This window comes from Pseudomonas sp. EggHat1 (genome assembly GCF_014892995.1).
GTDB lineage: Bacteria > Pseudomonadota > Gammaproteobacteria > Pseudomonadales > Pseudomonadaceae > Aquipseudomonas > Aquipseudomonas chaetocerotis.
Genome location: NZ_JACKQK010000005.1, coordinates 14,655 through 38,660 on the forward strand (window position 1 = coordinate 14,655; position 24,006 = coordinate 38,660).

At 64.5% G+C, this 24,006-nt stretch carries 22 protein-coding genes; 7 read left to right on the top strand and 15 right to left on the bottom strand.

Features of this window, described 5'->3' with window-relative positions; all coding sequences use genetic code 11:
* Window positions 1-19: 19 nt before the first annotated feature.
* The 8 genes from INS93_RS10105 to INS93_RS10140 form a co-directional block, all read right to left on the bottom strand.
* Entirely contained in the window at window positions 20-1,918 is a 1,899-nt protein-coding gene (locus INS93_RS10105) for an alpha/beta hydrolase family protein (RefSeq protein WP_192981476.1), read from the bottom strand.
* Entirely contained in the window at window positions 1,906-3,060 is a 1,155-nt protein-coding gene (gene pqqE / locus INS93_RS10110; protein ID WP_192981479.1) for a pyrroloquinoline quinone biosynthesis protein PqqE, read from the bottom strand. The genes INS93_RS10105 and pqqE overlap by 13 nt, the downstream gene beginning before the upstream one ends.
* Window positions 3,032-3,313 (bottom strand): pyrroloquinoline quinone biosynthesis peptide chaperone PqqD, encoded by a 282-nt coding sequence (gene pqqD / locus INS93_RS10115; RefSeq protein WP_179527492.1) that lies wholly within the window; start codon window positions 3,311-3,313, stop codon window positions 3,032-3,034. Before pqqD ends, pqqE begins: the two co-directional genes overlap by 29 nt.
* 85 nt (window positions 3,314-3,398) lie before the next feature.
* The gene (gene pqqC / locus INS93_RS10120; protein WP_192981482.1) at window positions 3,399-4,151 is read right to left on the bottom strand and encodes a pyrroloquinoline-quinone synthase PqqC; all 753 of its coding nucleotides are present in this window, start codon (window positions 4,149-4,151) and stop codon (window positions 3,399-3,401) included.
* A gap of 98 nt (window positions 4,152-4,249) precedes the next feature.
* Window positions 4,250-5,164 (bottom strand): pyrroloquinoline quinone biosynthesis protein PqqB, encoded by a 915-nt coding sequence (pqqB, locus tag INS93_RS10125; RefSeq protein ID WP_160017761.1) that lies wholly within the window; start codon window positions 5,162-5,164, stop codon window positions 4,250-4,252.
* Window positions 5,165-5,211: 47 nt separating this feature from the next.
* Window positions 5,212-5,283 (bottom strand): pyrroloquinoline quinone precursor peptide PqqA, encoded by a 72-nt coding sequence (pqqA, locus tag INS93_RS10130; RefSeq protein ID WP_003243383.1) that lies wholly within the window; start codon window positions 5,281-5,283, stop codon window positions 5,212-5,214.
* A gap of 462 nt (window positions 5,284-5,745) precedes the next feature.
* On the bottom strand, window positions 5,746-7,266 hold the full coding sequence (locus tag INS93_RS10135; RefSeq protein ID WP_192981485.1) for an aldehyde dehydrogenase family protein: 1,521 nt from the start codon (window positions 7,264-7,266) through the stop codon (window positions 5,746-5,748).
* A gap of 330 nt (window positions 7,267-7,596) precedes the next feature.
* Window positions 7,597-9,372 carry a methanol/ethanol family PQQ-dependent dehydrogenase gene (locus INS93_RS10140; protein ID WP_192981488.1) on the bottom strand — a complete coding sequence of 592 codons (1,776 nt, stop codon included), beginning with the start codon at window positions 9,370-9,372 and terminating at the stop codon, window positions 7,597-7,599.
* A gap of 217 nt (window positions 9,373-9,589) precedes the next feature.
* Here INS93_RS10140 and INS93_RS10145 point away from each other — a divergent pair, with 217 nt between their 5' ends.
* Window positions 9,590-9,976, top strand: a complete 387-nt coding sequence (locus INS93_RS10145; RefSeq protein WP_160017758.1) for a hypothetical protein — start codon at window positions 9,590-9,592, stop codon at window positions 9,974-9,976.
* Window positions 9,977-10,197: 221 nt separating this feature from the next.
* Here the strand turns inward: INS93_RS10145 and INS93_RS10150 are convergent, their stop codons facing one another.
* From INS93_RS10150 to pedF, 4 genes are all read right to left on the bottom strand, one after another.
* Window positions 10,198-11,127, bottom strand: coding sequence for a quinoprotein relay system zinc metallohydrolase 1 (locus INS93_RS10150; protein WP_192981491.1), 930 nt, complete (start codon window positions 11,125-11,127; stop codon window positions 10,198-10,200).
* 54 nt (window positions 11,128-11,181) lie between these two features.
* Window positions 11,182-11,931: a quinoprotein dehydrogenase-associated SoxYZ-like carrier gene (locus INS93_RS10155; RefSeq protein ID WP_192981494.1), complete on the bottom strand. Its 750-nt coding sequence runs from the start codon at window positions 11,929-11,931 to the stop codon at window positions 11,182-11,184.
* A gap of 21 nt (window positions 11,932-11,952) precedes the next feature.
* On the bottom strand, window positions 11,953-12,825 hold the full coding sequence (locus INS93_RS10160) for a substrate-binding periplasmic protein (RefSeq protein ID WP_192981496.1): 873 nt from the start codon (window positions 12,823-12,825) through the stop codon (window positions 11,953-11,955).
* 148 nt (window positions 12,826-12,973) lie between these two features.
* Window positions 12,974-13,396 (bottom strand): cytochrome c-550 PedF, encoded by a 423-nt coding sequence (gene pedF / locus INS93_RS10165; protein WP_160017754.1) that lies wholly within the window; start codon window positions 13,394-13,396, stop codon window positions 12,974-12,976.
* Window positions 13,397-13,725: 329 nt separating this feature from the next.
* Between pedF and exaA the strand changes: the two genes are divergently transcribed.
* Both exaA and INS93_RS10175 read left to right on the top strand, forming a co-directional pair.
* Window positions 13,726-15,588, top strand: a complete 1,863-nt coding sequence (gene exaA, locus INS93_RS10170) for a quinoprotein ethanol dehydrogenase (RefSeq protein WP_192981498.1) — start codon at window positions 13,726-13,728, stop codon at window positions 15,586-15,588.
* 163 nt (window positions 15,589-15,751) lie between these two features.
* Window positions 15,752-16,411: a pentapeptide repeat-containing protein gene (locus INS93_RS10175; protein WP_192981500.1), complete on the top strand. Its 660-nt coding sequence runs from the start codon at window positions 15,752-15,754 to the stop codon at window positions 16,409-16,411.
* A gap of 824 nt (window positions 16,412-17,235) precedes the next feature.
* Here the strand turns inward: INS93_RS10175 and INS93_RS10180 are convergent.
* From INS93_RS10180 to INS93_RS10190, 3 genes are read right to left on the bottom strand one after another with little or no spacing between them, the layout of a single operon-like run.
* Window positions 17,236-17,886: a response regulator transcription factor gene (locus tag INS93_RS10180; protein ID WP_192981502.1), complete on the bottom strand. Its 651-nt coding sequence runs from the start codon at window positions 17,884-17,886 to the stop codon at window positions 17,236-17,238.
* Window positions 17,883-19,148: a histidine kinase gene (locus INS93_RS10185; protein WP_192981503.1), complete on the bottom strand. Its 1,266-nt coding sequence runs from the start codon at window positions 19,146-19,148 to the stop codon at window positions 17,883-17,885. Before INS93_RS10185 ends, INS93_RS10180 begins: the two co-directional genes overlap by 4 nt.
* Before the next feature lie 13 nt (window positions 19,149-19,161).
* A complete protein-coding gene (locus INS93_RS10190) occupies window positions 19,162-19,599 on the bottom strand; it encodes a copper-binding protein (RefSeq protein ID WP_160018899.1) in 438 nt (145 codons plus the stop codon).
* 246 nt (window positions 19,600-19,845) lie between these two features.
* On the opposite strand from INS93_RS10190, the gene INS93_RS10195 reads away from it, so the two are divergent.
* The 4 genes from INS93_RS10195 to INS93_RS10210 all read left to right on the top strand — a co-directional run bounded on the left by INS93_RS10195 (window position 19,846) and on the right by INS93_RS10210 (window position 23,781).
* Complete coding sequence (locus INS93_RS10195; protein ID WP_192981505.1) at window positions 19,846-21,030, top strand: ABC transporter substrate-binding protein; 1,185 nt, start codon at window positions 19,846-19,848, stop codon at window positions 21,028-21,030.
* 143 nt (window positions 21,031-21,173) lie between these two features.
* Window positions 21,174-22,139 (top strand): YVTN family beta-propeller repeat protein, encoded by a 966-nt coding sequence (locus INS93_RS10200; protein WP_160017748.1) that lies wholly within the window; start codon window positions 21,174-21,176, stop codon window positions 22,137-22,139.
* Window positions 22,136-22,993 carry an ABC transporter ATP-binding protein gene (locus tag INS93_RS10205; RefSeq protein ID WP_192981507.1) on the top strand — a complete coding sequence of 286 codons (858 nt, stop codon included), beginning with the start codon at window positions 22,136-22,138 and terminating at the stop codon, window positions 22,991-22,993. The genes INS93_RS10200 and INS93_RS10205 overlap by 4 nt, the downstream gene beginning before the upstream one ends.
* Entirely contained in the window at window positions 22,990-23,781 is a 792-nt protein-coding gene (locus INS93_RS10210; protein ID WP_192981510.1) for an ABC transporter permease, read from the top strand. Before INS93_RS10205 ends, INS93_RS10210 begins: the two co-directional genes overlap by 4 nt.
* Window positions 23,782-24,006: the final 225 nt, after the last annotated feature.

Below are 24,006 nucleotides of genomic sequence, written 5' to 3' on the forward strand. Positions count from 1 at the left end.
TATGCAATGCGAGCTGCGATCAGCTCAGGTGCTGATAGAAGGCATGTTCGGCGCGCAGCGCCTCGGCCAGATTGGTGGCCTGACGGAAACCATGGCGTTCTTCGGCGAACAGGTGATATTGCACCGGTAAACCGCGTTGGCGCAGCGCCTCGACCATGCTTTCGGTCTGACTCGGCACCACCACGGCATCCAGCGCGCCCTGGAAGAAAATCACCGGTGCCTTGATCCGTTCGGCCTGCAACAGGGGGGTGCGATCCCGGTAGCGCTCGCCATCCTGCTCGGGATCGCCGATCAGCCAGTCCAGATAATCCGTCTCGAACTTGTGGGTCAGCCTGCGCAGGGCCAGCGGGTCGCTGACTCCATAGAGGCTTGCGCCGCCGCGTAGCAGCGGCAACTCGACCAGTGCACGCAGCGCACTGAAACCACCCGCACTGCCGCCGCGCACGAATACGCGCTGCGGATCGATACGGCCCGCTTCGGCCAGTGCCTCGATGGCGGCGCGAATGTCCTGCACCTCCAGCTCGCCCCACTGGCCAGCCAGACGTAGGCGATAGTCACGACCGTAGCCGCTGCTGCCGCGGTAGTTGAGGTCGAGCACGGCGTAGCCGCGTAGCGTCCAGAAGGCGATGCGTGGATCGAACACCGGGTAGCAGGCCGAGGTCGGGCCACCGTGCAGGAAGATCACCAGCGGTGGGCGCTCGCAGGTTGATACGGGCGAGTAGAAAAAGCCGTGACTGCGTTCGTCCTCACCCACCGCGCAGCTGAATGGCTGAGGCCGTGACAGCTGTTCTTCAGGCAAGGGCTGCTCGCCACCGGCGAGTATCCGCACGGTTCCATCGCTGCGGCGAATGGCAAGCACCGCCGGCAGACGATCCGGCGCGCCAGCGATGCAGTAGAAGTGCTCGACATCCGCGGCCAGGCTACGGAAACGGGTAAAGCCTTCAGCCAGTCGCCGCTCTGTGCTTGGCCCACCGTAGGGTGCGCCATGCGCACCAGCGGTCTCGGCGGCAAGAGAATCGGTGCGCGCAGCGCACCCTACGAGAACGCCAACGCCCTCCTCGAAACGGGTCAGCAGCAGCTCATCGTTTTCCAGCGGCAGATAGGTTCGGCCGCCCAGTTGCCAGGGCGCCGGGGCGTGATCGCAGGGCGCAGCATCCCACTTCATATCGGCATCGATACACTTGGGCTGCCACCAACCGGCACGGTCGCTCAACACCCACAATCGGCCCTGCATATCGAAACGCGGCTGCTGCAGGGATCGATCCTCCGTCTCACCTGACAGCACCCGAATGCGCTCGCCGGACTCACGCTGGCACAGGCGCGTGACGACCCAGGGCTGATGTGGTCGATCCCACTCGATCCAGCCCAGACGCTGGCCACCAGGGTCGGCCACCGGCGCAGCGTAGAAATCGGCGCCCTCGACCAATACTTCGCGCTTGCCACCAAGGCCGATGCGTACCAGGCGATGCACCACTGCATCGCCTTCATGGCTTTCCTCTACAGCCAACAGCGCCTGCCAGGCGGGCACGAAGGACAGGTCGCCATAACGGCAGTGAGGCTGATCAGTTATCAGGTAGGGTGCGCCGTGCGCACCGCCGTCCAGGCCAATATCGATGCGATAGACCTGCTGATCACGCTCGTTGACGAAGGCTACGCCCTGCTCCGTGGCAAAGCAGGCGCCACCGCCGTATTCGTAGACGCGGCTGCGCACGGAAAACCCTGGCGGCGTCAGTTCACACACCACGCCGTCGCAGCAGAAGAACAGCCCGCAACGCGCCAGCTGAGGATCGAACGCCACCCACAGCACGCCGCCGTGGGCAGCGTGCAGTTCGGCGAAGTCAGCACTGGCGGCTGCGGCCTGTTCGGCACTCCATATCGCGTCAGAACCGGTGCGCACGACGCACCCTACGCTTTGCATATGATTCGCGAGGCCTTGTCGTTGCGGTACTGCAGCGCTTCCAGCCCCAGCGGCGCCTCGTCGGCCTGCTGGCGTGCGGCGAGAATCACGCCATGGTGCGCCGACTTGCTGCACACCGGGTCGGCGTTGCTGGCATCGCCGGTGAGCATGAAGGCCTGGCAGCGACAGCCTCCGAAATCCTTGTGCTTCTCGTCGCACGAGCGGCACGGCTCGGGCATCCAGTCGTCACCACGGAAGCGGTTGAAGCCAAACGACTCGCGCCAGATGTGCGAGATGCTGTGCTCGCGCACGTTGGGAAACTGCACCGGCAACTGCCGCGCGCTGTGGCAAGGCAGTGCCGTACCGTCCGGGGTGATATCGAGGAACAGGTTACCCCAGCCGTTCATGCAGCCCTTGGGACGCTCTTCGTAGTAATCCGGGGTGACGAAGATCAGCTTGCATGGGTGATTCTCGGCTGCCAGCTTGTCGCGCCACTGCTGGGTGATGCGCTCGGCGCGCTCCAGCTGGGCGCGGGTCGGCAGGAGCCCTGCACGGTTGAGCTCGGCCCAGCCGTAGAACTGACAGGTGGCGAGCTCGACGAAATCCGCCTCCAGCTCCAGGCACAGCTCGATGATGCGCTCGATGTTGTCGATGTTGTGCCGGTGGGTGACGAAGTTGAGCACCATCGGGTAGCCGTGCGCCTTGACCGCACGGGCCATCGCCAGCTTCTGCGCGAAGGCCTTCTTCGAGCCGGCCAGCAGGTTGTTCACCTCTTCGTCGGCAGCCTGGAAGCTGATCTGGATATGATCGAGCCCGGCGTCGGCGAACTCGGCGATACGCGCCTCGGTGAGGCCGATGCCGGAGGTGATCAGGTTGGTGTAGTAGCCCAGCCCCCGCGCCGCCGCGATCAGCTCGGCCAGATCCTGGCGCACCAGCGGCTCGCCGCCGGAAAAACCCAACTGCGCTGCGCCCAGCTCACGGGCCTGGCGGAATACCTCGATCCACTCCGCGGTACTCAGCTCGGTGCCCTGCTTGGCGAAATCCAGCGGGTTGGAGCAATACGGGCACTGCAGGGGGCAGCGGTAGGTCAGCTCGGCCAGCAGCCAGAGCGGCGGGCCGACCTGCACGCCCGGCTTAGCGAAGCTCGATCCAGAACTGAGCATGGGCCACCTCCATGAAGGCAAGAATGTCTTCGTCGATGCCCGGCACATCCGGGAAGCGCTGGTGCAGGTTGCCGATGATCTCGGCCACCGAACGCTTGCCGTCGACCTGCTGGAGAATCTCGCTGGCACTGTCGTTGAGCTTGATCATGCCTTCCGGATAGAGCAGCACGTGGCAGCCCTGGGCCGGCTCGAACTGCAGACGGAAGCCGCGCCGAATGGCGGGTACGCTGGGGCGCAGGATGACAGCAGTCATTGTTCAGACTCCTCACTGGTGCGCGCGGCGCACCCTACAAAGGACTCGGCCGTTGGGTGCGCCGTGCGCACCGACACTTCGAGGTTCATAGCTCGATTCCCCGATGCCATAGGCGCTCGTTGGTCACCGTGTGATACGGCGGACGCTCCAGCTCGTAGGCCATGCTCATGGCGTCGAGCATGCTCCACAGCACGTCGAGCTTGAATTGCAGGATCTGCAGCATGTGCTCCTGCGCTTCACGGGTGCGGTAGTGCTCGAGGGTGATGCGCAGGCCATGCTCGACATCACGGCGCGCCTCTTTCAGGCGCTTGCGAAAGTAGTCGTAGCCGGTGGCGTCGATCCACGGGTAGTGCTGCGGCCAGGCATCCAGACGCGACTGATGAATCTGTGGGGCGAACAGTTCGGTCAGCGAACTACTGGCCGCCTCCTGCCAGCTGGCGCGGCGAGCGAAGTTGACGTAGGCATCGACGGCGAAACGCACGCCGGGCAATACCAGCTCCTGCGACAGCACCTGCTCGCGGTCGAGACCGACCGACTCGGCCAGGCGCAGCCAGGCCTCGATGCCGCCCTCCTCGCCCGGCGCCCCATCGTGATCGAGGATGCGCTGAATCCACTCGCGCCGCGTCTCGCGATCCGGGCAGTTGGCGAGGATCGCCGCATCCTTCAGCGGGATGTTGACCTGGTAGTAGAAACGGTTGGCCACCCAGCCCTGGATCTGCTCGCGGGTGGCGCGTCCTTCGTACATCGCACGATGGAACGGATGATGAATGTGGTACAGCGCGCCCTTGGCGCGCAGCGCCTGCTCGAATTCGGCAGGTGTCATGGCAGGTTGGCTCATCAGAACGCTCCGGTACGCATTGCCGTAGGGTGCGCCGTGCGCACCAATGCTAGCCATCTGAATTGCTGGTACGCACAGCCTGGGCGGCCCCGCACACCCTACAAAACGATGCTCATGCCATCGAACGCGACCTCGATGCCGTGCGCATCCAGCTCGGCACGCTCGGGCGAATCCAGGTCGAGAATCGGGTTGGTGTTGTTGATATGAATGAGGATCTTGCGTGCGCTCGGCAGGCCGTCGAGCACTTCGATCATGCCGCCCGGGCCGCTCTGGCAGAGATGGCCCATCTCGCTGCCGAGCTTGTCGCCGACCTCGCACACGCGCATCTCGTCGTCGCGCCACAGGGTGCCGTCCACCAGCAGGCAGTCGGCGCGGCGCATCCAGCTCAGCAAGTGCTCGTCCACCTGGCCGAGACCGGGGGCGTAGAACAGGCTACGGCCGTTGCGCCGGTCCTCGATAAACAGGCCGATGTTGTCGCCCGGATGCGGATTGCCGCGATGCGGCGAATACGGCGGGGCGCTGCTGCGCAGGGCGATGGCAGTGATGCTCAGCGCCGGGCACGCGGGAATGCTGAAGGGCTTGGCGTCCAGCTCGATCAACTGATGCTGCAGGCCACCGTTCCAGTGGCTGAGCATGTTGAACAGCGCAAAGCCGCTGGTCAGATCCTGATGCACCATCTCGGTACACCAGACCTGATGCGGACAGCCCTCGCGCAGGGTCAGCAGGCCGGTGCAGTGGTCGATCTGGCTGTCGAGCAGGACGATACCGGCGATGGCCGTGTCACGCAGCTTGCGCGCCGGTTGCAGCGCCGGAAAGGCTTCGATCTGCGCCCGGATGTCCGGCGAGGCATTGCACAGGATCCACTGCTGAGCGTCATCGGAAATGGCGATGGACGACTGCGTACGCGGTTGCGCCCGCAGCGTGCCAGCGCGCAGGCCACGGCAATTGCGGCAGTTGCAGTTCCACTGGGGGAAGCCACCGCCAGCGGCGGAACCGAGAATCTGGATATGCATGTAAGTCACCAGCGGGGATGCCCCGGACGAGCCGGGGCCAGGAGCGATCAGCGGTTGGCGAAATACATCGTCACTTCGAAGCCAATACGCAGATCGGTGTAGGCGGGTTTAGTCCACATGATGCGGTCCTCTTGTTATTGAGCCGGGGCATTCCGGCAACCCCATTAAGCCCCCGCCAGGCAAGAGGCCAAATGGTACTTTGGGAGGAGATTTGGCTGGCATTGGTAGGTAGGCGGCAGGGCTTTGCCAGACGCGCATGCAAGCTGCGGGTAGCCCGGATGAAATCCGGGAAGTATCGAGGTCATCCCCGGATTGCATTCGGGCTACGAAACGGGGTGCGGGGCCGGCCCTATCGCGGATCAATCCGCTCCTACCAGTCAGACGCGTGCTGCATCAGCGCGTTTTCTTTGCAGGCGCCAATAAAAAACGCGGCCGAAGCCGCGTCGCGATAAACATCTGCCGGCCCATCCGCCAGGGTGCGCTGCGCGCAACGAGGTCGGGCACCAGCAAGCGGTGCGCACAGCGCACCCTCCGCTCTCAAGAAGGCCGCACACCGGAGCGAGCATGCGGCCTGGTGGGTCTTAGAAGAAGCCCAGCGGGTTGATGTCGTAGCTCACCAGCAGGTTCTTGGTCTGCTGGTAGTGGTCGAGCATCATCTTGTGGGTTTCACGGCCGACGCCGGACTTCTTGTAGCCACCGAAGGCGGCATGCGCCGGGTACAGGTGGTAGCAGTTGGTCCACACGCGGCCGGCCTTGATCGCCCGGCCCATGCGGTAGGCGACGTTCATGTCGCGGCTCCACACGCCGGCACCGAGGCCGAACTCGGTGTCGTTGGCAATCGCCAGGGCTTCGGCCTCGTCCTTGAAGGTGGTCACACCGATCACCGGCCCGAAGATCTCTTCCTGGAACACGCGCATCTGGTTGGTGCCCTTGAGCAGGGTCGGCTGGATGTAGTAACCGCTGGCCAGGTCGCCGTCCAGGCGCTCGGCCGCACCGCCAGTGAGCACCTGGGCGCCTTCCTGCTGGGCGATCTCCAGGTAGCTGAGGATCTTGTCGAACTGCTGCTGCGAGGCCTGGGCGCCGACCATGGTGTCGGTGTCCAGCGGGTTGCCGCGCTTGATCTGCTTGACCTTCTTCATCACCTCGACCATGAAGGCGTCGTAGATCGACTCCTGCACCAGCGCGCGCGACGGGCAGGTGCACACCTCGCCCTGGTTGAAGAAGCCCAGCACCAGCCCCTCGGCAGCCTTCTCGATGAAGGCCGGCTCGGCGTTCATGATGTCGGCAAAGAAGATGTTCGGGCTCTTGCCGCCCAGTTCGACGGTGGACGGGATGATGTTCTCGGCGGCGCATTTGAGAATGTGCGAGCCCACCGGGGTGGAGCCGGTGAAGGCGATCTTGGCGATGCGCTTGCTGGTGGCCAGCGCTTCACCGGCTTCGCGACCGAAGCCCTGGACGATGTTGAGCACGCCCGGCGGCAGCAGGTCGCCGATCAACTCGACGAACAGGGTGATCGACAGCGGGGTCTGCTCGGCCGGCTTGAGCACGATGGCGTTGCCGGCAGCCAGGGCCGGAGCCAGTTTCCAGGCAGCCATCAGCAGCGGGAAGTTCCACGGGATGATCTGCCCGACCACGCCCAGCGGCTCGTGGAAGTGATAGGCCACGGTGCCTTCGTTGATCTCGGCGGTGCTGCCTTCCTGAGCGCGGATGCAGCCGGCGAAGTAACGAAAATGGTCAGCCGCGAGCGGTACGTCGGCATTCAGCGTCTCACGCACGGCCTTGCCGTTGTCCCAGGTTTCAGCCACAGCCAGCAGTTCGAGGTTGGCTTCGATGCGATCAGCGATTTTCAGCAGAATGTGCGAGCGCTCCTGCACGCTGGTGCGACCCCAGGCATCGGCGGCGGCATGCGCGGCGTCCAGCGCCTTGTCGATATCGGCAGCATTGGAACGGGGGAATTCGGCGATCACCGAGCCGTCGACAGGGCTGGTGTTGCTGAAATACTGACCACTGAGCGGGGCGACGAATTCACCGCCGATATAGTTGCCGTAGCGCGGCTTGAGGGTGACGACGGCGCCTGCGGAACCCGGTTTCGCGTAAATCATGATGATGACCTCTCTTGTTGTCGGAGCCCGCTGCCAATCGGGGAAGCGAGTCATGGTTCGATCTTAGGAAGCCCCCGTGAACCTCGGTATGCGCCCATGGCACAGATCGCCTAGTCATTTGGTAGTAGAGCGGCAAGAGCGCTCTGGCACGGGCTTTTGGCAGCGAGACACGAGGCTGTGGAAGCTAAAGGCTAGACCCGTTCGCCTGGTCTTGCGTTCCCGAACGCGAAAATCCGCCGTGGTATTTCACAGCGACTCGGCGCGGGCAGGCAGGCGCCGGAAACGACGATGGCCGGACAAAGTCCGGCCATCGTCTGACACCTCAAGCAATCAGCGCTTGGCCACCAGCTCCTTCGGCAGCTTGAAGGTCCAGAGCATGCCGCCCTGGTTCAGGTGCTTGACGCGCTTGGCCACCTCGCCGCCCCACAGCGGCACCGCACCACCCCAGCCGGACAGTACCGAGACGTACTGCTCGCCGTCCATTTCCCAGGTCACGGGCGAGCCGATCACGCCCGAGCCGGTCTGGAATTCCCAGACTTTCTCGCCGGTCTTGGCGTTGAACGCCTGCAGGTAGCCTTCCGGGTTGCCGGTGAACACCAGGTTGCCCTTGGTGGTCAGTACCCCGCCCCACAGCGGCGCATAGTTCTTGTGGCGCCAGACTTCCTTACCGGTTTTCGGGTCGATGGCACGCAGCACGCCGATGTAGTCCTCGTTGAGCGGTTTGATGGTGAAGCCGGCGCCCAGGTAGGCCGCGCCCTTCTTGTAGGCGATATCCTCGTTCCAGATATCCATGCCCCACTCGTTGGACGGCACGTAGAACAGGCCGGTGTCCTGGCTGTAGGCCATGGGCATCCAGTTCTTCGCGCCGAGGAAGGCCGGTGCGGAGAACACGCTCTGGCCCTTCTCCTTCGCGCTCGGCGAGCCCGGACGGTTGCTGTCGTCGTAGATCGGCCGGCCATTCTTGTCCAGGCCCTTGGCCCAGGTGATCTTGTCGACGAAGGGGAAGCCACGGATGAACTTGCCGTTGGTGCGGTCGAGCACGTAGAAAAAGCCATTGCGGTCGGCGGTCGCTGCGGCCTTCACGGTCTTGCCGCCTTCCTGGTAATCGAAGGAGATCAGTTCGTTGACGCCGTCGAAGTCCCAACCGTCGTGCGGCGTGGTCTGGAAGTGCCACTTGATGCTGCCGTCGTCCGGGTTCAGCGCCAGGCGCGAGGACGAATAGAGGTTGTCGCCGGGACGCAGGTGCGAGTTCCACGGTGCCGGGTTACCGGTACCGAAGAACAGCAGGTTGGTGTCGGCATCGTAGTAGCCGCCCAGCCAGGGCGCGGCGCCGCCGGTCTTCCACAGATCGCCCGGCCAGGTCTTGCCGGCCTCGCCACCGCTGATGCCGTTCTCGACCGCCTTGCCGTCCTTGTAGACGTAGCCCATGTGGCCTTCGACGGTCGGGCGACTCCACAGCAGCTCGCCATTCTTCGGGTCGTAAGCCTCGATCTTGCCGACCACGCCGAATTCGCCACCGGATACACCGGTGATCAGCTTGCCACCCACCACCAGCGGTGCCGCCGTGATGGAGTAGCCGGCCTTGTGGTCGGCGACGTTCTTGCGCCACACCACCTTGCCGGTGTCCTTGTTCAGCGCCACCAGCTTGGCGTCGAGGGTGCCGAAGATCACCAGATCGTCGTACAGGGCAACGCCACGGTTGATCACGTCGCAGCAGGGGCGGATGTCGTCCGGCAGACGCGCCTCGTACTGCCACAGTTCCTTGCCGGTACGCGCGTCGACGGCGAACACCCGCGAGTAGGAGGCGGTGACGTACATCACGCCGTCCTTGATCAGCGGCTGGGCCTGTTGGCCGCGCTGCTTCTCGCCGCCGAAGGACATGGTCCAGACCGGGCGCAGTTCCTTGACGTTCTGATCGTTGAGGATGTTCAGCGGGCTGTAGCGCTGGCCCTGCAAGCCCAGGCCGTTGGTGACGATCTCGTCGGTAGTGGTGGCGTCCTTGAGAATCTCGGCGTCGGTGACCGCCAGCGCGGCGGCGGACGGCAACAGCATGGCGGCACAGAGTGCGGTGAGGAGGAAGGGCTGGCGAAGACCGGCGTGTTTCATTGCGGCTACCTCTGCGGGTTCATTGTTATTGCCGGGAATTTTTCCCGGTCTGCCGCAAATTCTTGGCTCGCACAGGCCACCCAACAATTGCACCCCTAGCCGATTTTCCTCGTTCCTTGGTAGCAATACCTGCTCCACAGGCTGCAATCATGGAGATTGCGGCGGCCACGGCTTTGCCTGACACTTGGCCGCCCGCACATTCTGACCGGAGACGCCCGTGCCCCACCCTCGCCAGGAAATCCTCAACCATCCCGATGCACTGGACTGCACGGTCTATCGCCCCGACGAGCAGGACCCGGATGCCGAAGAGCAGGATCTGGGCGACGCCAAAGTCCTCATCACCGGCGCCTTCGAGCCGCCGCAGGACTGGGATGCGCACCAGCGCGAGGACTACTACGGCGAAGAAGACCCCACGCACTTCGTCACGGCCCACATCGAATGCGTGGCCAAGCCCGCCACCCGGGAATTCTTCATGCCCGACAGCGGTGACTACGTGGCCGTGCAGTCCAGCCTGGGCGACGTGGTGATGTATTACGTCTACGACCACGAAGAGACCGAGCACGGCCGTCATTACGTGCTGATTCGTGATGACGAAGAGCTATAGGCCCAGACGTATTGTGGGAGGCGCTTCAGCGGCGACGCCCTTATACGCAAGTCGCGGCTAAAGCCCCTCCCACAAGAGCAGCCTGTAGCCCGGATGAAATCCGGGGGTAACGAGCATATTTCTCCCGGATTTCATCCGGGCTACGAAGCTGGTGCTCCTGTAGGAGCCGGCTTGCCGGCGATAAAGCCCACCGGCCAACACCATCGCCCGCAAGCGGGCTCCTACGGGTTGGTATCCACCCGTTCCATGGCGTTGCGCTCGTAGCGTGGGTAGAGGTGGCTGACGCTGCGGATCAGCTCGTAACGACTCAGACTGACCTGGGCGAAGCGCTCGGGGATGGGGGCGCGGATCAGCTCGTTCATCTCCGCGCCCTGCTCCGCACCCTCACGCAGCAAACCATCGAGCCAGTCCAGGTAATCACGCATCTGCACGAACGGCGCCGCATCCGTGGTCACTGGCCCGTGGCCGGGCACGATCTGCTTCCAGGGCAACGCTTCGAGCCGATCCAGATCGGCCAGCCATACATCCAGTCCCGGACTGTTCGGCGTGGTCAGTGCGCGCTGATAGAACAGGACATCGCCGGCGAACAACACGCCCGTGCGCTCGTCGAGAATCGCCAGGTCGGCGCCAGTATGCCCGCGCAGCGCCAGCAGTTGCAGGCGCCTGTCGCCGATCGCAAGTACGCCTTCCTGTATCTCTTCGGTGGGCAGCACCACCTCGGTGCCACGCATCCAGTCGCCGACCAGGCGGTACATGTTCTCCGCCATCGCATCGCCCTGCTCGGCCAGCAACCGGGTGGTCTCGGGTAGCGCCGCGATGGGCGCGTCAGCGAAAGCCTGGTTGCCCAGCACATGATCCGGGTGGTGATGGGTCAGCAACACACGTACCACGGGCTTGCCAGTGGTTTTCTCGATGCTCTGGCGCAACGCTTCACCGAAACGACGCGACGGGCCGGTATCGATCACCACCACCCCGTCCGCAGTTTCGATGAAGCCGATATTGACGATATTGCCGCCGTTTTCCACAGCGAAATTATCGGTACTGCCTTCCAGCAGCCAGACGCCATCGGCGATTTGTCGGGGTTGCAGGTGGTAGTCGAGTGCCTGGGCCAGGCTGGCAAACAGGCACATCATCAATAGCATCCAGCGCATGGAGGCCTCCTGGGTGGGGTTGGTGCGCACGGCGCACCCTACAGGCTGCAGCGTTCAGAACGCGGCCTGAAATTCGTTGCCGTTGTTGTCGCGCAGCCACAGTTCGGCCTGCTGATCGCCGCGCAGGTCGAAGGTAAGCGTCGGGTTCTCGCTGACCGCCGGGAACAGTTCGAGGCGTCCCAGCACCTGGCCGTTCGGATCACGCAGTTCGGCCTGTTCGATGTAGAACTCGGGGATGCCGCCAACCAGGCCGTTATCCATCGGGTGCGAGACCTGCAGGCGCAGGCGGCTGTCCTCACCGCGCACGAAGCGTTTGCCCAGTACCTGGCCCAGACGTTCCTCCCAGCCGGCCTCGGCACGCACCACGCTGGGCGCTGTGCACCCACCGCCTGCTGCCTCGACGCGGGCCGAGCCGATATGCCAGACGCCATCGTCGGTGAGCACCGCCGCGCGAATCGGCGTGGCCTGCTCGACCCGAATACGAATGGCCAGACTCGGCTCCAGGTGCTCGCCAGGGGCGAAATCGAGAATACGCGGGATAGGATTGAGCTCGGCCCAGGCCAGAATGCGCTTGACCCTGCCACGGTAAGCGCTGGCGTCGATCTGGATCGGCACCTGGCGCGCATCCTCGGCGAATGGCGGCACCTCGAGGCGAACCTTGTCGTCGAAGACGAAGGCCTCACCGTTCAGTAGACGCTGGTGGTAGTAATCCCACATCACCGAGGTGACCGGATCTGGCGCGGCCGCCCGCGCCTCCCAGGCCCAGGCGAACAGGGCCAGCAACATCAGGCTACGCCAATCCATCGCCCACCTCCGGCTCGACTCTTATTGGTATTGTTCTGGCTTCTCGTAACGCAGCCCGTAGCGCGCGTACAGGCGCTCCAGCGAGCCGTCGAGGATCAGGTTTTCCAGCTGTTCTTCCAGGGCATAGGCCAGTTGGCGATTGGTTTCGTGTACCGCCATGCCGATTTCCCAGATCTGCCGGCCCATGTCCGGGTAGGCGTTTTCCGCCAGCGCCAGTTGCGGGTCATTGGCCTCGTGCACCAACCAGTCGACCTCACCACGCAGCGCCATCACCGCATCCACCTCACCGCCGCGCATGGCAGCAAAGGCCAGGCTCGGCGTCGGGTAATGCCGGGTTTCCTGGCTGAGCATGCCGCCCTGCACCGAACTCAGGTAGAACGAGGGCACACTCTCGACTTCGACGCCCACCGGATGCTGGCGCAACGCAACGATGCTCGGCACTTCGGGTAGACGCCGACGATCGAAGGCCAACTGCCAGCGCTCGCGCTGGTAGGGACCGAACATCACCACGCGCTCGTTGACCAACTCACCCAGTTCATTGCGCATCTGCGCGTAGTCACGGTCGTACGGCACGCGCAGCATCAGATCGGCCAACTGACCCTGCGCAGTCACCCGGCCACGCCAGATGTAGTCACGCAGGTCGTCGTCGAGCTTTTCACCCGGCGGCGCCCACATGAGCTCCAGCTTCAGGCCGAGCCCTTCGGCCAGTGCCTTGGCCAGCTCGTAGTCGACGCCGCGCGGCTGGCCATCCTGCTCGTAGCTGTAAGGCGGGAAGCTCTGGTACAGCGCCACGCGCAGGGTGCCCGACTCGGTGATGCGGTCAAAATCGCGCACCTGTGCCTGAGCAGTGCCCAGGCACAGCAGCAGAGCCCAAAAAGCGATCAGCCGGCGCATTGCGCGAGCGCTTATGAAGAAATCGTCGCGAGCGATGGCAGGTCGCGCAGGGCCTGCGCACAGCAAGCGGAATGTATTGAAATACATGAGCATTGCGAGCACCGCCGAAACGCAAGATGCCGAGCGCAGCAGATTTATCATCAAGCGCTTACTCCTCGACGTGCACACTCTCCAGATAGCTGCGCACCGCCCACAGCGCTTCCTGACTGAGGAAGTCAGCCATCTTCGGCATGTACACGCGGCCATCGCGCACCGCGCCATTGATCACGCGCTCCTTGAACCATTCGTCACCGCTGGCCCCCAGCTCCAACAGGCGCAGGTCCGGGGCGATACCACCGGATTTGGCCTCCAGGCCGTGGCAGGCGGCGCAGTTCTGGTTGTACGCCGAGGAACCGATCTCGATGGCGCGCGGGTTGTCGCGGTAGGGGTTCTCGTCCAGCCACTCTTCACCCAAGGGTTCCAGCCCATCGGTGTTCACCGCCTGCGGCACCACGTCGCCGTGTGCCCAGAGGGTGGTCGACGCAGCGAGCAGCAGCAACGCCAGGGTGGTTTTGATCTTCTTGTTGTTCATGGCCAGGACCTCATCGAATGCACGTAAGACAGCCCGTTCAGAGCTCGTGGCAACCATCTTAGAAAGGCCGCGCAACGCACCGAATGCTGCTTTGGTGGTCGCGCTCTAGTCCCTTGGTAGTAGGGCTTGTGAGGGGGTGTTGGCGATGCCTTGGCAGCAAGGCCAAGTCATGGGCCGACCGGGAAATCCTCCCGGCAAGGGCGGGAGTTTTTCCGTAGGCGCGAAGGTGGCCGGGTACCACCATCGGCTTGCCACTGCAGAACCTCTCCAGCACCGCGTTCTCACGGTGCCACTGCAGCGACCTACCACCTCCAATGGGAAGCACAACGATGACAACAAGAAACCTACCCAGTACCCCACGCCCCCTGGCACTTGCCCTGATGCTGGCCGGCGGCCTGGCGCTGAGCCAGGCCGCGTTCGCCAAGCCGGTCACCTGGGACGACATCGCCAACGACCACACCACCACCAGCAACGTGCTGCAGTACGGCTTGGGCACCAATGCCCAGCGCTGGAGCCCGCTGGCTCAGGTGAACGCCGAAAACGTGTTCAAGCTGACGCCGGCCTGGAGCTACTCCTTCGGTGACGAGAAACAGCGCGGCCAGGAATCCCAGGCCATCATCCACGACGGCGTGGTCTACGTGACCGGCTCCTACTCGCGGGTCTTCGCCCTGGATGCCAAGACCGGCAAGCGCCTGTGGACTTACAGCCATCGCCTGCCCGACGACATCCGCCCGTGCTGCGACGTGGTCAATCGTGGCGCCGCCATCTATGGCGACAAGATCTACTTCGGCACCCTCGACGCCCGCGTCGTGGCGCTGAACAAGGACACCGGCAAGGTGGTCTGGAACAAGAAGTTCGGTGATCACTCTGCCGGCTACACCATGACCGGCGCGCCGACCATCGTGAAGGACGGCAAGAGCGGCAAGGTGCTGCTGATCCACGGCAGCTCCGGTGACGAATTCGGCGTGGTCGGCCGCCTGTTCGCCCGCGACCCGGATACCGGCGAGGAAGTCTGGATGCGTCCGTTCGTCGAAGGCCACATGGGCCGCCTGAACGGCAAGGACAGCACCCCGACCGGCGACGTCAAGGCGCCGAGCTGGCCGGATGATCCCAACCACCCGACCGGCAAGAAGGAAGCCTGGAGCCAGGGCGGCGGTGCGCCGTGGCAGAGCGCCAGTTTCGATGCCGAAACCAACACCATCATCATCGGCGCTGGCAACCCGGCACCCTGGAACGGCTGGGCGCGCACCAGCGACGGCGGTAATCCCAAGGACTACGACAGCCTGTACACCTCCGGCCAGGTTGGCGTCGACCCCACCACGGGTGAAGTGAAGTGGTTCTACCAGCACACCCCGAACGATGCCTGGGACTTCTCCGGCAACAACGAGCTGGTGCTGTTCGACTACAAGGACAAGGACGGCAAGGTCACCAAGGCCACCGCCCACGCCGACCGCAACGGCTTCTTCTATGTGGTCGATCGCGCCAACGGCAAATTGAAAAACGCCTTCCCCTTCGTCGACAAGATCACCTGGGCCAGCCACATCGACCTGGAAACCGGTCGTCCGGTCGAGAACGAAGGCCAGCGCCCGCAGAAGCCGAAGCCAGGCGAAAGCAAGGGTGAAGTGGTCGAGGTCTCCCCACCTTTCCTCGGCGGCAAGAACTGGAACCCCATGGCCTACAGCCAGGACACCGGCCTGTTCTACGTACCGGCCAACCACTGGAAGGAGGACTACTGGGCCGAAGAGGCGCACTACAAGAAGGGTTCCGCCTACCTGGGCATGGGCTTTCGCATCAAGCGCCTGTTCGACGACCACGTCGGCATCCTGCGCGCGATGAACCCGACCACCGGCAAGGTCGCCTGGGAACACAAGGAGCGCCTGCCGCTGTGGGCCGGCGTACTCGCCACCAAGGGCAACCTGGTGTTCACCGGCACCGGCGACGGTTACTTCAAGGCCTTCGACGCCAAGAACGGCAAGGAGCTGTGGAAGTTCCAGGTCGGCACCGGGATCATCTCCCCGCCCGTCACCTGGGAACAGGACGGTGAGCAGTACATCGGCGTGACCGCCGGTTACGGCGGCGCCGTGCCGCTGTGGGGCGGCGACATGGCCGACCTGACCAAGCCGGTCGCCCAGGGCGGTTCCTTCTGGGTGTTCAAGCTGCCGAGCTGGGACAAGACCACCGCCAAACGCTAGTGGCTGAACGCATGGCGCACCTGGGTGCGCCATGCACATCCGCTTTTCACAGCCACCTGATTATCGCATTCACCCGCGGTGCGCATGGCGCACCCTACCCGTTCCCGTAGGAGCTCCGCTTCAGCCACGAAGCGAATCAGGCACTCACCCCCGAGGACTCGCCATGAACTACCTGCCCCTGCTTATCCCGGTCCTGCTGCTGGTAATCGGTAGCCACGCCATCGGCGCCGAAACCGAGAGCGACGGCGTCCTGCAGATCAACGGCTGCCGCATCGAACCCGACAGCAAATGTCCCAACGCCAACCTGCGCGGTGCCGACCTGCGCAACCTCGACATGCGCCGCATGGACTTGTCCGGTGCGGATCTCTCAGGCGCCGACCTGCGCCATGTCAACCTCGACCTGGCCAATCTGGAGAAAGCCAAGCTGCGCGGTGCCAACCTCACCCGTGCCAGCCTGCAACAGAGCAACCTGCGCCTGGCCGACCTCTCGGGCGCCAGCCTGGTGGCCATCAGCGGCTGGGCCCTGTTCGCCCAGGCTGCGCAATTCGAAGGCGCCGACATGCGCGCCGCCAACCTGGAGTTCGCCCGCCTTTCCGGCGCCAAGCTGCACAACGTCCAACTGCAGGCGGCCAATCTGGAAATGACCTGGCTGAGCAAGGCCGATCTAAAAGGTGCACACCTGGAAGACGCCAACCTGCAGGAAGTGAAGCTCGGCGGCTCCAACCTGGAAAACGCCAACCTCAGCGGCGCCCGCACCCGCTTCGGCAACTTTCAGGACGCCAACATGCCCGGCTGCGTGCAATGCCCCAAGGGTTGGGACTGATTCCCCGCAAACCACGTAGGGTGGGCCGGACGGCGATCCGCTTCAGCCCACCAATAGAGCGCGCTCTGGCGGGTTGCACCCGCCCTACAACCGCCGTGACCACCGCACTGCAACACGCTTGCCCAGCGAATACGGTTTGCCAGGTGGTGCGGGAAGGCAGCGAGTGAGGCCAAGGGAAGCGACATATGGCTCCCACGCTCCGCGTGGGAGCTAGCCCGCGACGCTCTGCGTCGCCAGCGGACTCAGCTGCGCTGCGACCTACAAGCGGACGCGGAGCGTCGAGGGCTGCATTACCACGCAGAGCGTGGGAACGATCAATAGAAGCGACATATGGCTCCCATGCTCCGCGTGGGAGCTAGCCCGCGACGCTCTGCGTCGCCAGCGGACTCAGCTGCGCTACGGCCTACAAGCGGACGCGGAGCGTCGAGGGCTGCATTACCACGCAGAGCGTGGGAACGATCAAGGCCAAGGGAAGCGACATATGGCTCCCACGCTCCGCGTGGGAGCTAGCCCGCGACGCTCTGAGTCGCCAGCGGACTCAGCTGCGCTGCGACCTACAAGCGGACGCGGAGCGTCGAGGCTGCATTACCACGCAGAGCGTGGGAACGATCAAGGGAAGCGACATATGGCTCCCATGCTCCGCGTGGGAGCTAGCCCGCGACGCTCTGCGTCGCCAGCGGACTCAGCTGCGCTGCGATCTACCAGCAGACGCGGAGCGTCCGAGCTGCATTACCACGCAGAGCGTGGGAACGATCAAATTGGTCACTCGCTTCGATCATGTTCATTGGCTCTGCGAGCAGGCCATTGCAGCCTGCCGTCACCGATCAAGCACTCTCCAACCCCACCCGCACCACCCCACTGTCGATGGCCAGGTGCACCAGCTCCGCCTGCGAAGCGATCTGCAGTTTGTTCTTCACCAGGGTCTGGTAGTTGGACAGAGTCTTGGCGCTGATGCACAGTTTCTCGGCGATCTGCCTCGGTGGCAGGCCGCGGGCGAGCATGACGAAGATTTCGAATTCGCGTTGGGTCAGTTCGCGCAGCCGTGGGTCGAGGCCGTCGCTGCTGGTGGGGTTGCAGGCCAGCTGGGTGGCCAGTTGCTGTTCGATATAGGCGTGGCCGGCGGCGGTGCGTTTGACCGCTTCCACCAGCACTTCCGGTGACGAGTTCTTGGTCAGGTAGCCGATGGCGCCGACGTCCAGTGCCTGACGCACAAGCGGCAGTTCGTCGTGCATGCTGAAGAACAGGATACGCAGCTGCGGCAGGCGCTGGCGCAGGCGGCGGGTGGTTTCCAGGCCGCTGATGCCGGGCAGGCCGATGTCCATGACCACCAGATTGGGTATCTCTTCCTGCACTCGCTGCAGGGCCTGTTCGCCGTCGCAGGCCTCACGCAACTGCACATCCGGCAACAGCGCGCGCAGCAAGCTGGCATAGCCCTGGCGCACCACGGCGTGATCGTCCACCAACAAAACCTTCATCGCATCGCCTCCAGAGGAATGTTCAGGCACAGCGCCCAACCGACTTGCGGGCGACTGTGCAGGCGCAGCTCGCCACCGAGGCTGCGGCTGCGTTCACGCATCGAGCGCAGGCCGATGCCGGGGCGCAGCGGCAGTGCGGTGCCCTGGCCGTTATCTCGCACCAGCAAGCGCAGCCCATGACCCCGGCGTTGCAGGCGAATGCGTACCTCACTGGCATCGGCATGGCGGGCGACGTTGGTCAGCGCCTCCTGCACCAGTCGATAGAGATGGGCCTTGCTCGCCAGCGGCAGACTCGGCAATCGCTCGCCCAGTTGCAGCTGGCAGCGAATGCCTTGCGCCTGCTGCCAATCGGCGGCCAGTTGCTGCAGCGCCGGGCCCAATTCAAGACGTTCCAGCACCACCGGGTAGAGATCGCGAATCAGGCTGCGAAAGCCCTGCTGCAAGCGCTCGCAGTTGTCGTCCAGCAGGCGCGCGGTGTCCTGTACCTGTTGTGGTTGATCGGCGATCACCTTGAGCAGGCAGGCCTGGGCACGAATGCCGCTGAGGTATTGGCCCAGGTCGTCATGCAGGGTCTGACCGAGGCGTGTGCGCTCACGCTCTTGCAGCTCCAGCAGCGCCTGAGTCAGTTCGGCGTTGTCCGCCTGTACCTGCTGCAGGGTGACGGCCATGTCGTTGAAGTGCGCCGCCAGATGCTTGGCCTCGGCCAGGCCGTGATCGCGCAGGCGGGCGTCAAAGTGGCCGGCACCGACTTCACGCAAGCCGGCGAGCAACTCGTCCAGCACACGCCGGGCACGGCATACGGCAAAGCGGATGGTCAGCAGGCTGAGGATCAGGGCGAAGGCACTGAGCAGCAGCAGTTGCAACAGCGAGTCCTGGATTTCCTCGATCTCGTCATAAGGATCGAGGGCGATGTGCAGCTCGCGGTCATCGGCCAGCGGCCAGACGTGAGTCACCAGCGACGAGGAGCCCAGCAAGCGCTCGGCGATCGAGCGTTCGACGGCGCTCTCACTCTGCGCCTCGGGTTGATCGCCCGGGCGCAGCCAGCTCACACGGATATGCCGCAGGTTCCTGGTCAGCTCAGGGCGCAGGCTGCCGGGGTTGCTGCGCGCCACCTCACCGAGGTATTGCACCACCGCTTCGGCGGCCTGCAACTCGCGCTGCACATCATGACTGGCCTGGCGCAGCAGCAGCGCCAACCCGGCCAGGGTCACCAGCACGAACAGCAGGCTGACGCCGAGGTTGATGCGGCCCAGGGCAGTCATCTACTTGCCCCCGCTACTTGACCACGAAGTGGCCGAGCATGCCCTTGCCTTCCAGACCCTTGGCGTAGAAGCGGTATTTGCCCGGTTTGACCGGCAGGAAAAAGATCTCCGCCTCGCCGGCGTCCTCGAACTCCAGTTCGGTAAGGGTGACGGCCTTCACCTCCACGCCGCCGGCCTCGACCTTGCGCAGGTAGATGGAAGTGGCGAACTCCGGCGCCTGGAAGGCGTATTCCTTTTGCCCGTTGGAGATGATCTTGAGCTGGTAGGCCTGGCCGGTTTCCAGCTGGTATTCAGTCTGCGACATGGAGTAGTCGCTGTCGTCGCTGCCCAGCACCAGATCGGGCAACGTCAGCGGGCGTCGGGTCATGTCACCGGCAGCGTGCAACTGGTCGACACCGAGCAGGCTGATGATCAACAGCAGCGGCAATAGCAGGGCCTTGAAAATACGCATGGCGTTCACCTGTTCTTGTTATTGGACATTGCCTGCCATGCTAGGAAGTAACGGCCTGCGCCGGGGTACTACCTTGGTACTGACGCACTGGTACTTTGGGCATATTTCCCGGCCCGCCGCCGCTCCACCCCAGCCCTTGCGACCGTGCGAACTACTACCTTCGTACGTGCCCGGCGCTACCTTGGGCATATTTCCCGAGCCGATGGCGCTTCCTATGCTGGCGACACCCTCTGCAGGAGTCGCCCCATGCACCGCATCAGTTGCCGCCTGTTGTTCTGCCTCGCCGCCGCTTTTGGCGTGGCGGCCGGCGCCAGCGCGAACGACTTGCAGGTACGTATCGGCTACCTGGCGCATCTGCCGCCACGCGGCCCTTTGCTCTCCAACGTCATTCCTGAACCCGTCGACGCCGGCCGCCGAGGCGCCGAGCTGGCGATCATCGACAGCAACAGCACCGGGCGTTTTCTCAAGCAGCAGTTCGAGTTGCAAAGCGCCGAAAGCGCGGAGACGAGTGACGTGCTCGCCGCTGCCGAACGCCTGCACCAGGCCGGCATCCGCCTGTTCGTGGTCAACGCCCCCGCCGCCACCCTGCGCCAGCTCAGCGAACGCCTGCCGGACAGCCTGCTGTTCAATGCCGGCAGCGCCGACGACGGCCTGCGCCGCGAGCAATGCCTGGGCAACGTGCTGCACACCCTGCCCAGCCGCGCGATGCTGGCCGACGCTCTGGCGCAATTTCTCGCCGTGCGCAAATGGACGCGCTGGCTGCTGGTGACCGGCACGACCGCGGACGACATCGCCTATGCCGACGCACTCAAGCGCGCCGCCAAACGCTTTGGCCACAAGATCGTCGCCGAAAAGCCGTGGAGCTTCGACAACGACCAACGACGCAGCGCCCAGGCGGAAATGCCGCTGTTTACCCAGGCCAGCGAGTACGACGTGGTGCTGGTGGCCGACGAACGTGGTGACTTCGGCGAGTACCTGCCCTACAACACCTGGTATCCGCGCCCGGTAGCCGGCACCCAGGGACTGACCCCGACCGCCTGGCACAAGACGGTGGAAACCTTTGGTGCCGCGCAATTGCAGAAACGCTTCGAGGCACTGGCCGGGCGCTGGATGAACGACCGTGACTTCGCCGCCTGGATGGCCGTGCGCAGCATCGCCACCGGCGTGACCAAGCTGCGCGCTGCCGAGCCGCAGGGCATTCGCCACCTGCTGCTGAGCGAACAACTGCCGCTGGACGGCTTCAAGGGTCGCAAGCTGAGCTTCCGCCCGTGGAACGGTGAGCTGCGCCAGCCCATTGCGCTGGTGCATCCACGCGCCCTGGTCAGCACCTCGCCGCAGGACGGTTTTCTGCACCCGCACAACGAAATGGACAGCCTCGGCTACGACCGGCCTGAAGTGAGCTGCGATCTGGCGGGGACGCCTCATGGATAGCATCTGTGGGAGGCGCTTCAGCGGCGACTGTCGCGGCTGCGACTGCAGGGATGCAGGAGGTAGAGCGAAGCAGGATGCCCGAGCCGAAAGCCCCTCCCACAAAAGCAACGGCTACCAACAACTACAACAAGAGGATCAACCCCATGCGTCTGACCCGTCTCGCCTGCGCCGTCGCCTTCGGCCTGGCCTGCCACTCGGCCTTCGCCGCCACTGCCTACGTGTCCAACGAAAAGGATGACAGCATCAGCGTCATCGACCTGGACAGCCTCGAAGTCACCGCCACTCTCGACGTCGGCATGCGCCCGCGCGGGCTGCTGCTGTCTTCCGACAACAGGCTTTTATACATCTGCGCCAGCGACTCGGACCGCGTGCAGGTGATGGACCTGGCCACGCGCACCATCATCAAGGAGCTGCCCTCCGGCGCCGACCCCGAGCAGTTCGCCCTGCATCCCAACGACCGCTGGCTGTACATCTCCAACGAGGACGATGCCCTTGTCACGGTGGTCGACGCGCAGAGCGACGAGGTGCTGGCGCAGATCGAAGTGGGCGTGGAGCCCGAAGGCATGGCGGTGAGCCCGGACGGCAAGTGGGCGGTCAACACCAGCGAAACCACCAACATGCTGCACTGGATCGACACCCGCACCCAGCAACTGGTGGACAACACCCTGGTCGACCAGCGCCCGCGCCACGTCGAGTTCGAGAAGGACGGCAAACGCCTGTGGGCCTCGGCCGAGATTGGCGGCACGGTGACGGTGCTGGATGTGGACTCGCGCCAGGTGCTCAAGGTGCTCAACTTCGCCATCAAGGGTGTGCACCCGGACAAGGTACAGCCGGTGGGAGTCAAGCTTTCGGACGATGGCAAATACGCCTTCGTCGCCCTCGGCCCGGCCAACCATGTGGCGGTGGTGGATGCCAGGACCTTCGAGATTCTCGACTACCTGCTGGTGGGCCGGCGCGTCTGGCACATGGCGTTCACCCCGGATCAGAAGCGCCTGCTGACCACCAACGGCGTCAGCGGTGATGTGTCGGTGATCGACGTCGACAGTCTCAAGGTGACCAAGTCGATCAAGGTCGGTCGCTACCCCTGGGGCGTGGTGGTAACGCCATGAACGCCCTGGAGGTGAGCGGCGTCGGTTTCGCCTATGGCGCGCGCCAGGCGCTCAGCGACCTGGCCTTCGAGCTGGCGCCGGGGCGCTTCGGCGCCCTGCTCGGGCCCAACGGCGCCGGCAAGTCCACGCTGATCGCCCTGCTCACCCGTCTGTATGACCTGCAGCAGGGCGATATCCGCATCTTCGGCCACAGCCTGCGCGACGAACCGCGCCAGGCGCTGCGCCAGCTTGGCGTGGTGTTCCAGCAGAGCACGCTGGATCTCGACCTGTCGGTGCAGCAGAACCTCGCCTATCACGCCGCGCTGCACGGCATGCCGCGCCGCGAGGCGCAGGTGCGCATCGACGAGGAGCTGCTGCGCCAGGATCTCGCCGAACGTCGCCACGACAAGGTGCGCACGCTCAATGGCGGCCACCGGCGTCGCGTGGAGATCGCCCGCGCCCTGCTCCACCAGCCGCGCCTGCTGCTGCTCGACGAGGCCAGCGCCGGGCTCGACCCGGCCAGCCGCCTGGCGCTGGGCCGGCACGTACGCAACCTGTGCCGCGAGCAGGGCCTGTGCGTGCTGTGGACGACCCATCTGCTGGACGAGATCGAGTCCAGCGACGACCTGCTGATCCTGCACCGTGGCGAACGTGTGGCCTGGGGCAAGGCCAGCCAGTTCGGCGATGACCTGGGCATCAGCTTCGCCCGCCTGACCGGCGACGAGGCGCTGGGCCGTGGCCATGTGCGCGAGGCGCTGCGGCCCAGTTGTGGGAGGGGCTTCAGCTGCGAGATCCACAATATCGAAGAACTCGCGGCTAAAGCGGAACGCCGCCCGGCCACCCCCACAGATTGCGCAAAGGAGCAGCACCCATGACCGCTTACTGGGAATGCCTGCGCGGCATCGTCCTGCGCGAATGGCTGCGCTTCGTCCTGCAACGCTCGCGCTTTCTCAGCGCACTGGTACGCCCGCTATTGTGGCTGCTGGTGTTCGCCGCAGGCTTTCGTGCCGCGCTGGGCATCGCCATCATCGAGCCTTACGACACCTACATCACTTACGACACCTACATCGTGCCGGGCCTGGCCTGCATGATCCTGCTGTTCAACGGCATGCAGGGCTCGCTGTCGATGGTCTACGACCGCGAGATGGGCAGCATGCGCGTGCTGCTCACCAGCCCCCTGCCACGGGCCTTTCTGCTGGCGGCCAAGCTACTGGCCACGGCGCTGATCTCGCTGCTACAGGTCTATGCCTTCCTCGCCATCGCCTGGGTCTACGGCGTGCAACCACCGGTCTGGGGCCTGCTCGCCGCGCTGCCGGCGCTGCTGCTGGTGGCGCTGCTGCTCAGCGCGCTGGGCTTGCTGCTGTCCAACGGCATTCGCCAACTGGAGAACTTTGCCGGGGTGATGAATTTCGTCATCTTCCCGCTGTTCTTCCTGTCGTCTGCGCTGTACCCGCTGTGGAAGATGCGCGAGTCCAGCGAGTGGCTGTACTGGCTGTGCGCGGTCAACCCCTTCACCCACGCCGTGGAGCTAGTGCGCAACGCGCTTTACCTGCGCCTGCACCTCGATGCACTGCTGATCTGCGCGGGCCTCAGCGCGCTGCTGACGCTGCTCGCCGTAGCCAGCTTCAACCCGCAGCATGCGGCGCTGCGCAAGGTGAGCTGATCATGATCGTTCCCGCGCTCCACGTGGGAACGCATCCCAGGACGCTCCGCGTCCGGCGTCGAACCTGTCAGTCAGAACCGGCGCAGAGCGCCATGCCATCTGCTCCCACGCAGAGCGTGGGAGCAATCATGTCCCAGCAGCCCCTTCTACTACTTTGGTACTGCTTTTCCTCTCCAACGTAGAATTCCCAAGCCTGCGACCATGGCCTGTAATACCGGCACAACA